This window comes from Candidatus Clostridium helianthi, assembly GCF_045310795.1.
In the GTDB taxonomy this organism is placed as follows: domain Bacteria; phylum Bacillota; class Clostridia; order Clostridiales; family Clostridiaceae; genus Clostridium; species Clostridium helianthi.
Window position 1 is genome coordinate 182,064 of sequence record NZ_JBJIAB010000003.1, and the last position, 15,857, is coordinate 197,920.

Consider the following 15,857-nt stretch of genomic DNA (forward strand, 5'->3'; position numbering starts at 1 on the left):
AAATTCCATTTCAAATTTAGCCTTTATTGTTAAAATTATACTAAAACCCAAATAAGAATCTGCTTAGTAAACTGTGCATTTCTAATGCTTTTTAAAGTTATAAGTAGATTTAACTTCATTATAATTTCCCAACGAAAAATAAAGTTCCAAGTACTTAAACTTGGAACTTTATTAACGATATATTAAAGAGCAACTACTTTATTTAAAAGCATATTATTTCTCTTTATAAATTCATCCATTTCAGCTGCATCTAATTCCTTATTTGCAATTTTAGCTAAATCTAAAATATGCTCACAGATAAATTTAACATCTTCCTTTTTGCTTTCATTCTTAGAAACTTCTAGAAGCTTCTTAATTATTGCACTCTTATTGTTTATAACTAGAGTTTTTTCTTCATCAAACATACCTGGGAAGCTCATTCCTGATTTTGCATACATCTTACTCATTTGAGCCATTCTTCTTGACTCTTCTGAAACTAAAATAAGTGCTGGAGTTTCTTCATTCTTCAATCCTTCAATAGACAAATTCTTAATTTTGTCTCCTAGTGCAGTTTTAAATAGCTCCTCTATTTCCTTATTTAAAGCTTTTATAGTCTCATCATTTTCATCTTCTTTACTTCCTAATGTATCTGAAATATCAGAATCAATTCTATTGAATTTAATTCCTGATTCATGCATTTCCAAGAACGAAATAAAGTGGTCATCTAGTGAACAATCTAATATAACAGCATCTAAATCATTCTCTTTAAACATCTTTATATATTGAGATTGTTGTTTTTCATCATTAGCATAAAATACTTTGTTTTCATGCTTTTCTTTATTGGCTTCAAGATAATCCTTTAATGTTACGAATTCACCCTTTAAATTCTTAAAGATTATTATTTCCTTTATCTTATCATAGAATTTTGGATCTCTTAAGCAGCCGTATTTAATAAATATTTGTATATCTGGCCAGAATTTATTAAATTCTTCTCTGCTATTTTTAAACAAGTCAACTAATTTATCTGCTACCTTTTTAACTATATGATTAGATATTTTTGAAACTTCCTTATCATTTTGAAGGAAACTTCTTGATACATTTAAAGGTAGATCTGGACAATCAATAGTACCTTTTAAAAGTAATAAGAATTCAGGTATTACTTCTTTAATATTATCCGCAACAAAGACTTGGTTATTATATAACTTAACTTGACCTTCTGTTGCTTCAAATTCATGAGTTAATTTAGGGAAATATAATATTCCTTTTAAATTAAATGGATAATCTACATTTAAATGAATCCAGAACAATGGTTCATTGAAATCCATAAATACTTTTCTATAGAAATCCTTATATTCCTCGTCAGTACAATCCTTAGGTGCTTTAACCCATAATGGATTTGTATCGTTCAATGGCTTTGGTGCTTCTGGTTCAACTAACTCTTGATATTCAGTTCCATCTTCTTTCTTCTTTGTTTCATATTTAGGTTCTTCTTTTGGCTTATTTTCATCTTCTAAATATATTTCTGTAGGTAAGAAAGAACAGTATTTCTTGATTATTTCTCTTACCTTATATTCTTCCAAAAATTCTGAGCTTTCATCATCTATATATAGAGTTACCGTTGTACCCCTTGTTGTTCTCTCGCTAGAAGATCCAATTTCATATTCTGTTCCACCTGTACATTCCCACTTAACGGCTTCAGCGCCTTCTCTAAATGATAGTGTATCTATTTCCACCTTAGTAGATACCATGAAAGTTGAATAAAATCCAAGCCCAAAGTGACCAATTATATCCTTACCTTCATCCATTTTATCTTTATATTTTTCCATAAAATCTGTCGCGCCAGAAAAAGCAACTTGATTTATATATTTCTTAACCTCTTCCTCTGTCATACCAATACCATTGTCCATGAATTTAAGAGTCTTCTTTTCCTTATTTATTGATACAACAACTTTGTATTGCTCGTCTCCGTTTACTGTTGCCTCTCCTAGAGAAACTAATCTTTGAAATTTACTAATTGCATCGCATGCATTACTTATAACTTCTCTGATGAATATATCCTTATCAGAGTATAGCCATTTTTTAATAATAGGAAATATGTTTTCTGTGTCAATTGATATGTTACCATTTTCTTTTATCATGATATTACCTCCTGTTATTTTTTCTAGAAAATATTTTAATGCAAAGAATATTTATTGTCAAATTCTTCTTGTAACTTTATTTTAAACTTATGCATTAATTTAATAAAGAAAGAATATATGTTGTAAAATTTATTTCTCACATAATAGCTTCAAACTATCATTTTGATGCAATACAACATATATTCTAAATTATACATTAAAATTAAAATCTGATTATATCTTAAATTTTAGCACAATTTCATTGAGTTTTTGAGATAGTTCTGCTTGACTTTGCGAAGATTTGGCAATATCACTAACAGCTAATGTTATTTCACTAATACTATTTAATACTTCTTCAGAACCCGCACCTGACTCTTCTGCTGTCGCTGATACAGTTTGCATAGCTTGGTTTATTTGTTCTATAACTTCATTTATCTGATTAGATGAATTTGCAAATTCTTCAGTCATTTCATTAACAAATTCAGCATCTTTTTCATATTGAATGCCGGTATTCATAAGTAACTCATAGCTTGGTTTTACATTTTGAGCTATATAGTTAAGTATATCTTCTCCACTTTGAGATAAATTTTCGAATGCAGCCTGCACCTGTAAAACCATACCCTGTATACTTGAAACTGCCTCTGATGATTGTTCTGCAAGCTTTCTTACCTCATCTGCAACCACAGCAAACCCTTTTCCGTTCTCACCAGCTCTTGCTGCTTCAATTGCTGCATTAAGTGCAAGTAAATTAGTTTGTGATGCTATATCACCTATAGCATTGGCCATCAATTTCACCTCATTTACTACTTTACCGTCTTCGATAGCTTTTATAATATTTGCTCTCTTTTCCTCATAAATAATGTTTCCTTGTTCTATATTTTCTGAAGCTTTTTTCTTTATTTCAAGAGAGCGATTCTTTATTTTACCTACTGAAACAGCTGCATCATTTGCTCTATTAGCAAGTTCATTTGTTGTCGCTCCAATTTCTTCTGCTGATGCACTTACTTCTTCAGTTATAGCGCTCAAATCTTGGGCTCCTTTAGATATTTGTTCAATTGATTCATTTATATCATTCATCTTAGAAGAAACCTCATGTGTTGTAGCCGATAGTTCTTCTCCTGATGAACTTATATCATTAGATCCATCTATTATTACCCCTATTAACCTTCTTATGTTTTCATTAGCTTTATTTAAGGCTCTTGCCATACTGCCAATCTCATCCTTAGAGCTTATCTCTATTTTCTGAGTTAAATCACCTTCTTCTAAGTGCTGTGCATATAATAATACTTTTTTTAAATTATTTGATATGATTGTAGCAATTATAACTCCTAATAGAACTGCAGTAATAAAACCTAAAATAATTATTGTTACCATTATATAAAAAGATTTATTATTCACATTGTTATTGGAAGAACTTTTATCTGATGCTTTTTGTTCAGTAATTTTAACTAATTTGTCAATATTATTAGTTAACTTCTCTCTTATGCTTGCACTTTCTTTGCTAAAACTCATAGCTTCGTCGTACTTTCCATCACTTGCTAGACTTATTATTTTATCAGATGAATTCCTATAATCTGTTAAATCACTTTTTATTTCTTTGTATATCTTATTTTCGTCTTCATTCATATCTGATTGTTCATATATTTTAAGAATTTCATTATTTTCATTTCTGTAACCATCTATATTACTTATTGTTTGACTAACTTTACTAGAATCTTTACTGTTTAGTAAATTCAAAATTTCTAATCTAGAATGTAGTGTATTCGAGTTAAAATCTTGTAAATTTTTTAGCACTTGGAAATCTTTTTCATATAACGCATTGGAATTAGAATTTACTTTACTTACACTAAGTATTCCTGTAACTCCAACTACGGCAATAAATATAGATATTATAAAGAAACTGATCTGTAATTTATATTTTATTTTCAAATTATTAAACCATCTCATACTATTATCCCCCTTTATTGATATTTGTAATCAACTAGTAATTCTTATTAAAATATTAACATAATTTACCCATTTTTGCACTTATTTTTTGTAATTTTCACTAAATTCCGAAAATTATTTTATACAATATTATTTTTTATTAAAACAATTACAAAAAATACTATTGACATTGACGCTACGTAAAGGTGTAAATTAATCTTGTAAGGAGGCAATCACATGGAGTATACAGTGCAAAAACTAAGTAAACTGGCTGGTATCAGCGCAAGAACACTTAGATACTACGATGAGATAGGAATTCTTAAGCCGGCAAGAATCAATTCATCTGGATATCGGATTTATAGCCAAAAAGAGATAGATAGGTTACAGCAAATATTATTTTACAAGGAATTAGGAGTAGATCTTGAAAGTATAAAAAGCATGTTGTTATCACCAGATTTCAGTAATATCAATGCACTCAAAGAGCATCGCGAAAAGCTTCTTGCAAAACGCAAACAATTAGATATATTAATAGCTAATGTTAATAAAACACTAGCTTCATCAGAAGGGAGAATTATAATGAGCGATAAAGAAAAATTTGAAGGCTTTAAACAAAAGATGATAGATGAAAATGAAAAGAAATATGGTAATGAAATACGATCTAAATATGGTAATGATATTGTAAATAAATCAAATAAAAAATTCCAAAATATGAGTAAAGAACAATATGAGGAATTCGAAAAGTTAGGTATTAAACTTATGGATACATTAAAAAATGCTTTTAAAACTAACGATCCTTCAAGCGAACTTGCACAAAAAGCTGCTGATTTACACCGCCAATGGTTAACTTATTCTTGGAGCGAGTACTCAAAGGAAACCCATGCAGGGCTTGCCCAAATGTATGTTGATGATGAACGATTTACTGCCTATTATGATAAGGACCAACCTGGTCTGGCCGCTTTTTTAAGAGATGCTATTTTTATATACACTGGAATAAAAAAATAATTTTATAAATTTAAATATATCAGTGACAATATTATTAAAAATCAATGGCTGTCGATTTTATCGACAGCCATTGATTAACTATTCCATATATTGCACTTTAATCATTGTTATCTTAATTATTTAAAATAATGAGTTTATTGCGCTCAATTTACATGTAATCTCATAAATTATAATTCTTATTTGTTCAATACTTTTTCAATAAATAAATTTACTAATTCAGGATCAAATTGAATTCCCGAATTTCTTTTTAATTCCTCTATAGCAAATTCTTCTGATAATGCTTTTCTATAAGGACGCTCACTAGTCATAGCATCATATGCATCTACTATAGATATAATTCTAGATTCAAAAGGTATATCTATATCCTTAATGCCTTTTGGATATCCTTCTCCATTCCACATTTCATGATGAGAAAGTACATACTTTGCAATTTCTGACATTTCATTTACTGTACTTAATATCCTATACCCTATTTCTGGATGACGTTTGATTTCATTATACTCATCCTCTGTAAGTCTCCCTGGCTTATTAAGAATATTTTCCTCTATTGCTATTTTGCCTATATCATGTAGCAATCCAGCATTTTTTAATTCTTGGATTTTCCTTTTAGGCAGACCAATATTCTTTCCCATAAGTTCACACAGCTCAGCAACTCTCACAGAATGTTGTTCTTCCCTTTTATTCTTCTCATTAAGAGTATTTATTATTGTATCAATAGTTTTTCCTCTCATATTTGAACTTTCAAAAAGCTTTCTCTTATACATATAATCCTCTGCTTTTATGAATATTTCTTGAATCATTTCATCTTCATGACATTTAGTTTCATAACCGAATGAAATAGATATATCCAAACCTTGTATTTTTTCTTTTTTAGCCAGATTATTAATATTTTCAACGATCTTCTCTGCCTCATAAGTATCTGTTTTGGGTAATAAAATAACAAACTCATCTCCACCAAGTCTAATAACAACATCCTGAGATCTACATCCATTTTTTATTATCTGTGCCGATTTTTTAATCAGTTCATCCCCCACAACATGTCCAAACGAATCATTGATCAACTTTAACCCATTCACATCCCCAAGAACAATAGTTAGAGGATAATTCTCTTTAACGTCTAAACTTTTTAGCTCCTCCTCATAATATCTTCTATTATATAGCCCTGTTAATTGATCATTGTAGCATAAGTATTCTAATCTCTCTTCTAGTTCTTTTTTAACAGTCATATCTCTTAATGCAGCTAAAACATGATCTGCTCCACACTTAACCATCCTAATCTCACAATAACTACCTAATAGTTTATACTCAAAAGTATGTAACTTACCCGTTTCTAGAACTAATCTCAAATTCTCATAAGCTAATTCAGCAATCTCTTTCGGCATCACTTCTGATATTGTCTTACCAATAAACTCTTCTTTAGGTAACATCAATATATTCTCATCCTTAGCTTCAGTATCTATAAAAACACCATTAGAGTCAAAAGTAAATAAAATATCTGGGATAGCTTTAATAATTGCTCTACTTTTCTCTTCAATTTCCTTTATCTGTATCTCGTCTTTTCGTATCTGCTCATACTGAATCTTCAATTCATCATCATAATCACTCAATTGTTTAACATATATCCCCAGATCTTTATAACTATTTCTAAGTTGTTGCTCTGTATTACATATTTTTTTTAGAAACTTGTTTATCAATACATAAAGAATACTTGTAGTAACTATTATAAACAGAACACCTTTATATATGCTAATTTTTAACACACTATCTTGTCCATTTGTAATTAAATCAATAATAGCATCCGATACAAAAATCCATATCAATCCTATTAATGCATATATTAAGCATATTTTAATATTTTCATACTTAAAGGAATATTTATTCTTCGATAAACGCGATAACCCCTTCTCTTTAATTAACATAAGCATTCTCCTATTTTCATTATTATTCTTCCATTATACCTTAAATATATTAAATATAACCATAATGTTTTTGTTTTTTATACATAATTAGCTATAATTTTTTTAATTGTATTCTTTTATTGCTTATAATATTCAGTTTTCAATTAAGTTCTATATTACATCTTTAATCAAGTGCTTGGATTACTAGATTTTTAAATGTAGAGTTATTAGTGGAATATATAATTTCTAACACGAATAACAGTCCAATTTGCATAACATACATAAATTGGACTGTTTTATTCTTTATAATGAAAAACATAAAATGAATCAGTTAATCAAAATGTGCTAGTATCATAATTTATAATTAAATTTCTTTTATAATTTCTGATACCCATCTGCATAAATTACTCGAAACCTTCCTAGCTGTTTCAACAACTCTATCATGAGAATGTTTTACTTTCTGTATTCCTGTAGCCATGTTAGTAATACATGCTATTCCAAGCACATCCATCCCTAAATAATTCGCCACTATAGTCTCCGGTACAGTTGACATACCTACCGCATCAGCTCCATGCCTACCGATCATTACTATTTCTGCTGCTGTTTCATAATAAGGCCCCATAAATCCTGCATAAACACCTTCTGCATATTTTATTCCTAACTTATCTCCAACTTCTTTTGCTTTTTCTATAAGCTCTAACTTGTATGGCTCTGACATATCTGGAAATCTTGGCCCAAGTCTATCATCATTTATTCCAATCAAAGGATTATCTCCAAATAAGTTTATAAAATCATTAATGAGCATTAGAGTTCCTGGCTCAAAGCTTTTATTTATCCCACCACAAGCATTGGTCACTATAATTTTCTCAATCCCCAATTTCTTCATTACATATATTGGATATGTAACTTCTTTCATTGTATAACCTTCATAATAATGAAATCTACCTTGCATTAGCAGAACTTCTATATCATTTATTTTACCAAATACAAGCTTACCTTCATGGCCCTTAACTGTTGATATAGGGAAATTAGGAATATCTTTATACGATATACTTTCTACATCTCTAACCTCATTAACTAAATCACCTAGGCCTGATCCTGATATTATCGCAATTTTAGGTGCTCTGTTTATCTTACTTCTAATATACTTGGTTGATTCAATTATTTTATTATACATTCTATTTCCTCCTAACACTTAAATTAAACAAGTTTTTATATAATAATACTTTATAGCATTTCATCAATTAGTTCCATAAGATGCCTATTTATAAACTAAAATTTATCTCTTCCTTAATATTTTCTTTATTAATATTAAATTTCCCAACTCTGTCAGGAATACAGCTAAGTATATCATCTAGATTATTTATTCTTCTTATTTGCATTATAGTAGTTTTACCATCTCTAATTATTAAAATTGCGTCTAAAGATACACTTACACCAATACATTCGCCAATGTCTACTCCTTTCATTCCTTTAGAACCATCACATTTTTCTCCGCTTATTCCGTAACTAACCATAAATCTTATAACAGGTATTAGAATTACTTCTTCTAAAATAACAGGTTTTCCTATAACTCTCTCTGTTATGAAATGTTTTCCTGATTTAATAAATAAGGTATCTATATCTTCATTTTTTGCTCCATTATCCATATTGTTCCCTCCCAAATTTAATATAACCTTAGTAGCACTTAATACACTATTTCAAATACTGGTATAAAACTATATGTGTTGCAATTCACAATTACGGCTAAAATTCTTGCAATATTTTCAGAGTTATGATGAAGAACTATTTTTGCAATGTATATTAGCATCTGAATATTTAACACAATTATCTTAGTGACAAGCATTCTATACTTAAACAAACATATTAGTAATTATTTCCCAATAACCTGAAATTTAAATCTTATCTCTGATTAATAAATTTTAAAATATCATTATTTTTAGCTTCCGTGGCACTTACATTCTTTATAAAATTTTGATTCGCGAAGAATAAAAAAATATGACTTAGAAGATATATTTTTCTCTAAATATCCTCTAAATCATATTTTATTCTTATATTCTAAAAGCTTTTTAATCATTAAACCTAATTTATTATTTGCGGCAAAATTAATATTATCTAATCATAAATAATTATGCTTAATGTAGACTCTTATTTCTTAAATAATCAGTAAAGCATTTTACTATTTGGGGATCAAATTGAATTCCCGAACATCTTTTTAACTCCTTTATAGCATCTTCTTTACATATAGCCTTTTTATACACTCTATCATTAGTCATAACATCATAAGAATCAGCCACATTAATTATTCTCGCCATTAAAGGAATTTCTTCTCCAGCTAAGCCCAAAGGATATCCATTTCCATCCCATTTCTCATGATGTGTTAGTACACATTTAGCAACATTTCCAAGCTCACTAGATGCATTTATAATTCTGTATCCTTTTTCTGTATGAGTCTTCATTATTTCAAATTCTTCTTTTGTCAACTTCCCTGGCTTTAATAATATATCTTCATTAACACCTATTTTACCTATATCATGTAAACTTGCAACTAGTGCTAACTCGTCTAGCTCTGAAATTTTTAACCTCAATTTTTTTCCTATTTCTAAAGCATATTTTGTTACTCTTTCAGTATGTTCATTTGTTTCCATATTTTTCTCTTCTAGGCTTTTTTTCAGTGAATCCATAATTGAACTTCTAATACTTTTCTTTTCTAATAATTTTTGACGATATACTTTTTCTTCTACCTTGTTTATGCAATCGTATATATCTTCCTGTAATGAATATTTTATTCCCTCACCTAATGCAATACTTAGCTGCATAAATTTATAATCTGCCTGCTCGCATTCTTTTGTAATTTTTCTAATAACTTTTTCGCATTTTAACTCATTACAATTAGGTATTAGAATTATGAATTCATCTCCGCCCCACCTAAATACATATCCATTAGGATGACATATCTCCTTAAGAACTCCAGCTATACTTCTAAGTAAATTATCTCCTTCTAGATGTCCTAAAGTATCATTTACTATTTTAAGCCCGTTTACATCTCCCATTATTATTCCCAATGGTAAATATTGCTCATGGTTTAATTCTTTAATCTTTTCTTCAAAACTATATCTATTATATAAGCCTGTAAGAATATCTATTTCACTTAAATATCGTAATCTTTCTTCTAAGATCTTTCTTTCCGTTATATCTCTAGATAATCCTACCAATCCCCATACTTGTCCATCTTTATCTACAACAGGTATTTTTACATTCTCTTCAATTATTTCTCTGCCATTCTCGTTTTGTATCCTATGCTCAAAATAAGTAGCCTTTTTTGTTACCATAATTTTATTATCCTGATCAATGAATTTTTTCGCTTCATTGTAGTTACCGTATATCTCCAAATCAGTTTTGCCTATTATTTCTTTTACACCTCTCTTTTTATAAAAATCTTCAAACTTCTTATTAAATCCAAGAAATCTGCTTTCCTTATCTTTATAAAAAATAGATTCTGGCACTGCATCAATTATTGTTCTCAACATATTTTTTTGTTTCTCTATTTCCTCTTCTCTTAATTTTCTATCATTTATATCAATTATAATACCAGCTACGGCTTTAGGCTCTCCATCATTATCTAGTATGGGAAATATAAAACACTCAACACAGTTGTCATTTACTATACCTTCTACAACATAAGTCTTCTTTTTCCTTAGGCATTCATTTATTTGCTCATCATATATTTTTGCTTTTTCTAAAGGAAAAGCCTCTTTATTTGTCTTGCCTTTAACATCTTCCAGTTTTATATTATACATATCTTCATAATACTTATTAAAAAATATTATTGTCGTATCAATTCCTTCAATCCAAACCGGCCAAGGTATATTACTTAAAAATGATTTATATATTTCCCCTAAATACTTTTCTTCCATCGCTTCGGTATTCCCCTTTTATGTTAAGTTTATTATAATTTGATTTTACTATCTCTTAACATAATTGTCTACCAAAGCAATTGTATTCAAATATTAATAGCATACTTATTATTTGCTAGTCCTACCAATGCATATTGCCGTATTTCTATCTATATTCATTTCCAACTATGTTTTTATAAGCTACATATGTTGCATACAGGTATCCGCCATAAACGATAAGCATCATTAATGCTGTCATTAAAATCGGTTGTATTTTATTGCTGGAACCTAATACCATTAAGTATTTATTTACTACAGTAATTCCAACATATGAATGAATTATTGAAAGAGCTAGAGGTAATATAAAAAATACAGCAACTTGTTTAAATATACTTCTATTAATCATGCTCTTTGTTGCTCCAATCTTTCTTAAAGATCTATATCTTTCTATAGAATCATTGCATTGAGATAATTGTTGAAGCGCAAGTACTGCTGCACTTGACAATAGAAATACAATTCCCATATATACTGCTACAAATAATATTATTGCAGATAGCCCTCTACTATCGTCATATGCCATTTCTCTTGTCCCACCATAGAGACTAAAGTTTAAATTTTTATACTCATTTTCATTAAGCTTAAAATTATTTAATATATTAGTTAATTCTTTCTTGGCATTTTCCTTATTATCACCTATAAAATTTAGATTTAAGACCTCATCATATTTATCTATTCCATTTACTAAATCATCTGGTACTACCAAGGTAAACATAGTATCACTTGAAGGTGATGTTAATATCGCTCCAGTTTCAATTTTTTTATCTTTTATTTTAAATTCCTTATTATCTATCTGTAGTGAATTCTCATTTTTAATAAAGCTTTCTAGTAATCCTTTTAAGGGCTCATAATTAGAACACACTAATATCTCGTTATCTTTTAAATCTATACTAGATTCACCCTTCAATTTTCTTAATTTATTGTATTCTGAAATTTTAATCATATCTGTGGTATCGAATACTTTAAAATTTAACATTTCCTTTTGTTCGCTAGATAGTGCATATTTACCCAATACATCTCTAGAACTCATATTATGCTTATATTGCCTAAGTACAACATAGTCAGCATTATCATCAACATTATAATTTAGCTGTCCTAATGCATCTAAAACCGAAATCTTGCTACCATTATTCTTATCAAATACATGTACTGATGCATCAAACGGAGTTTGGTTTTTTAATGAGCTTTCTGAAGCATTTTTTACACCTAGTCCAGTTGACAAAGTTCCAATAGTAACAAATAACATTAAACAAATTATTGTCATAGAGATAAAATTAGTATTAAATTTGCTCGAAATTTGTTTTACACTAAAAACATTTAGACCATTTAGATATAAATTCTTATTTTTCCTAAGTGCAGAGAATGTAACCGATGCGATCCCATAAAAGAAAAATGCTGTTCCAACAATTCCTAATGCTATTGATAATTTAAATCTGCTATCATCAAAATTCAATCCTGCTAAATTAACAAGATAATAAGCATAACCTAAAATAGTAAGTGCAGCTATTAATATAAATAGAGCTATATATGGATTTTTAATATTGATCTTTTCATTTTTTCTATCTCCATGTAACAAATCAATTAATTTATATTTTGAAACTATAATCACATTAAATATCATAACTAATAAGTACATTAACCCAAAATATAATATAGTCTTAAGTATGGCACTTATTGAAATTGAAAAACTATATTTGGTCATTTGTACCGCAAAAAGCTTAGCTGTAAATATAGAAAGAACTTGTGCAAACAACATTCCAAGTAAAAGTCCTGCTGCCAAAGATATTATGCCTATATATAAAGTCTCAAAAAGCAATATCCGTGACATTTTTCTTTTTCCCATTCCTAAAATCATGTATACCCCAAATTCTTTTTTTCTTTTACTAATCAAAAATTTTGTGGCATATATTATTAAACCACCTAATATAACAGAAACTCCAATGGATATATAAGAAATAAGCTGCGCCATTATCTTAACATATTCCGTTTGTCCAGAATTCATATCTGCCATTACTGACTGAGAATCGATTGAATTAAAACTATAGAATATGCATACTGCAAAAGTTAAAGTTAAAAAATAAATAGTATAATCTTTAAAGCTCTTTTTTACGTTATTAAAAGCAATTCTAGAATACATCTTTTGAATCACCTCCAAGTAGTGTAACAATATCTATTATCTTGTTAAAGAAATCTTTTCTTGAATCCTCGCCTCTTACCAATTCATTAAATATATTTCCATCCTTTATGAATAATATCCTATGTGCATAACTTGCCGTAAACGCATCATGTGTAACCATCAAAATTGTTGCTTCTAATTCTTTATTTAATGTTTCAATAGAATTTAAAAGTAATTTAGCTGACTTAGAATCCAAAGCCCCTGTAGGTTCATCTGCCAAAATAAGTTTTGGATTATTAACTATTGCTCTTGCTGATGCTACTCTCTGCTTTTGGCCTCCAGACATTTGATAAGGATATTTATCTAATACTTCGAGTATTCCCAAGCTTTTAGCTGAATTCCTTACTAATTCATCGACTTCCCTACCTTTCTTTCCTGCAATAGTCAATGCTAATGCAATATTTTCATAGGCTGTTAATGTATCTAGTAAATTAAAATCCTGAAAAATAAATCCTAATTTATCTCTTCTGAATCTTTCAAGTTTCTTACTTTTAAGCCTTGTAATATCTTCTCCATCAATCATAATTGATCCGGTAGTCACTTTATCTATTGTAGATATACAATTCAAAAGCGTAGTCTTCCCACTACCTGAAGGCCCCATTATACCAACAAATTCACCTTTTTCTACTCTGAAACTTATATTATCAAGTGCCTTTGTGACATTATCTTTATTTCCATAATATTTTTCTACATTTTGAATGTTTAAAATGTTCTCCATAATCTTCCTCCTATTTTTATAGCAACTTTTATAATCGCTATTCATTTCAAATTTATTTAACCTCATGACTACATTTTAAATCTTTTGATATTTTTCTCATATTGAAGTATCTTTCAGTCAGCTTACATTTTCGTAAGATGTAAATAACAATTTGAAATATTAATTGAATTTAATTAAAAACTGCAAATAATGAATATCATTTATAAAACATTTTTATTTCCAATATTAAAAAATAGCCTAGGAACCAATCTCCTAGACTTTGTGTCTTATACAATTTAGAAATACATAAAATTCTGCTAAGCCTATATTAGACTATTCTGGCAATTTACCTACTGAAAAATAATTATGACATTTTGGAATCATTATTTTCTTTCATATGTCTTACTTAAAACTCATAAATCCTCCAATAGGGAATATTATGTTAACTTTAGTTCCTTTGCCAGCTATTGAATCTAAAGTTATCCCGAGTCCTAGCTTTTCACATAGTTTTTTACATAAATACAATCCTATCCCTGTGGACTTTCCATATACTCTTCCATTTTCCCCTGTAAAACCTTTATCAAAGACTCTATTTAAATCATTTTTCGAAATGCCTATACCATTATCTTCAATAGTTAATATTATACTCTCTTTACCTTTGCTTGTATAAATTCTCACTTCTCCATTTTTATCTTTACTATATTTTATTGAATTAATAATAATTTGATTTATAATAAACTTTACCCACTTTGGATCCGTGACCACTGCCCCATAAATATTATCAATACTTACTGAAATCTTTTTGCTAATAAAATCACGCCTGTTGTTTCTAATAACCTCCTGAATTATGTTCTTTATTTCAAATTCTTTAACAATATAATCATTCTTAACATCTGTACTTCTCGAGTAATAAAGAGCCTGATTTATATATTCTTCAATTTTCTTAAGCTCATCTTCTAATGATTTCTTTTCATTAATATTGCTGTTTTCTACAATTAATCTTGCAGATGATATTGGTGTTTTTACCTCATGAACCCAGGTTTCTATGTACTCTCTATATTCTTTTTGAAGATTTTTATAGAAGTTAACATGCTCATGCATATCCCTATTACTATCGCTTAATACTTCATAAATAACTTTTCCTTCATAATAATTTGGACTTTTTATTACCTCAGGTAATAAATACTTTTTATCTAACTTGCCACTAACTCCCACAATATCATCATAGAATTTTTTTTTCGTTATAAACTCAATGATTATATAGATTGATAGTGGTAAAAACCAAATAATAAAAACTACAAATAGTATTACAACTGGTGTTTTAGCTATGCTCATTATAGCTGTAAATAAAGAGTATATTATTAGATTAATTATTATGTATGGCAACTTTGAAATAGAATATTCCTTTATATTCATAGTAATATATAACCAATTCCTCTCTTAGTTTCTATTCCATCTTTGAATCCAATTTCTTGAAGCTTTTTTCTTAACCTAGTAACATTTACTGATAAAGTATTATCATCAATATAAAGATCCGAATTCCATAAATAATCCATTAAATCTTCTCTACTAACTATGCACTCTTTATTTTTCATAAGACAAAGTAGTATCCTAAATTCATTTTTAGTAAGATCAATCTTTTCATCTCCAAATATCACGCTTCCATTAGAGACATTTAGCTTTAAACCTTTGTGTTCAACTATCTCAGAAATTGAATTATTCCCAAGAGTTCTTCTTAATACGGCAGTTATCCTTGCAAGAAGTATTTGCGTATTATATGGCTTTGTTATAAAATCATCCGCCCCAAGGTTCATACTCATAATCTCATCCATCTCGCTATCTCTGCTGGTTACTATTATTATAGGTATATTCTTTTCTTTCCTTATTTCCTTACAGATATAATAACCATCATAATATGGAAGATTTATATCTAACAGAATTAAATCCGGTTCATCCTTTAGTGCTACTTTTACTATATTTTCAAAATTAGCTGGTGCATAAGCTTCATAACCATATCTTTTTAAAAACTCTACAAGCTCTTTTTTTATATTCTCATTATCTTCTATTATCATGATTTTAGGCATATACATCCTCCTTAAAATTATTGCT

General features: G+C 28.6%; 11 protein-coding genes. 1 reads left to right on the forward strand and 10 read right to left on the reverse strand.

The window, feature by feature from the left end; translation table 11 throughout:
• Positions 1 to 182: 182 nt before the first annotated feature.
• Positions 183 to 2,117: a molecular chaperone HtpG gene (htpG, locus tag ACJDTP_RS03880; protein ID WP_406760557.1), complete on the reverse strand. Its 1,935-nt coding sequence runs from the start codon at positions 2,115 to 2,117 to the stop codon at positions 183 to 185.
• Between the two features lie 213 nt (positions 2,118 to 2,330).
• Entirely contained in the window at positions 2,331 to 4,043 is a 1,713-nt protein-coding gene (locus ACJDTP_RS03885) for a methyl-accepting chemotaxis protein (RefSeq protein WP_077845317.1), read from the reverse strand.
• Positions 4,044 to 4,259: 216 nt separating this feature from the next.
• Between ACJDTP_RS03885 and ACJDTP_RS03890 the strand changes: the two genes are divergently transcribed.
• Complete coding sequence (locus ACJDTP_RS03890) at positions 4,260 to 5,024, forward strand: MerR family transcriptional regulator (protein ID WP_077845316.1); 765 nt, start codon at positions 4,260 to 4,262, stop codon at positions 5,022 to 5,024.
• Positions 5,025 to 5,200: 176 nt separating this feature from the next.
• Here ACJDTP_RS03890 and ACJDTP_RS03895 read toward each other — a convergent pair whose 3' ends face one another.
• From ACJDTP_RS03895 to ACJDTP_RS03930, 8 genes are all read right to left on the reverse strand, one after another.
• Positions 5,201 to 6,949 (reverse strand): HD domain-containing phosphohydrolase, encoded by a 1,749-nt coding sequence (locus tag ACJDTP_RS03895; RefSeq protein ID WP_406760558.1) that lies wholly within the window; start codon positions 6,947 to 6,949, stop codon positions 5,201 to 5,203.
• Between the two features lie 337 nt (positions 6,950 to 7,286).
• Positions 7,287 to 8,099 (reverse strand): purine-nucleoside phosphorylase, encoded by an 813-nt coding sequence (locus tag ACJDTP_RS03900; RefSeq protein WP_406760559.1) that lies wholly within the window; start codon positions 8,097 to 8,099, stop codon positions 7,287 to 7,289.
• Positions 8,100 to 8,187: 88 nt separating this feature from the next.
• Positions 8,188 to 8,571, reverse strand: a complete 384-nt coding sequence (locus tag ACJDTP_RS03905) for a GerW family sporulation protein (RefSeq protein WP_173708830.1) — start codon at positions 8,569 to 8,571, stop codon at positions 8,188 to 8,190.
• A 486-nt stretch (positions 8,572 to 9,057) separates the two neighbouring features.
• Entirely contained in the window at positions 9,058 to 10,839 is a 1,782-nt protein-coding gene (locus ACJDTP_RS03910; RefSeq protein WP_406760560.1) for a sensor domain-containing diguanylate cyclase/phosphohydrolase, read from the reverse strand.
• 145 nt (positions 10,840 to 10,984) lie between these two features.
• A complete protein-coding gene (locus tag ACJDTP_RS03915; RefSeq protein ID WP_406760561.1) occupies positions 10,985 to 13,012 on the reverse strand; it encodes an FtsX-like permease family protein in 2,028 nt (675 codons plus the stop codon).
• Positions 13,002 to 13,769 carry an ABC transporter ATP-binding protein gene (locus ACJDTP_RS03920; RefSeq protein ID WP_077869494.1) on the reverse strand — a complete coding sequence of 256 codons (768 nt, stop codon included), beginning with the start codon at positions 13,767 to 13,769 and terminating at the stop codon, positions 13,002 to 13,004. The genes ACJDTP_RS03915 and ACJDTP_RS03920 overlap by 11 nt, the downstream gene beginning before the upstream one ends.
• 381 nt (positions 13,770 to 14,150) lie before the next feature.
• Entirely contained in the window at positions 14,151 to 15,164 is a 1,014-nt protein-coding gene (locus ACJDTP_RS03925) for a sensor histidine kinase (protein ID WP_271809346.1), read from the reverse strand.
• Positions 15,161 to 15,832 (reverse strand): response regulator transcription factor, encoded by a 672-nt coding sequence (locus tag ACJDTP_RS03930; protein ID WP_103698815.1) that lies wholly within the window; start codon positions 15,830 to 15,832, stop codon positions 15,161 to 15,163. Before ACJDTP_RS03930 ends, ACJDTP_RS03925 begins: the two co-directional genes overlap by 4 nt.
• Between the last annotated feature and the right edge of the window lie 25 nt (positions 15,833 to 15,857).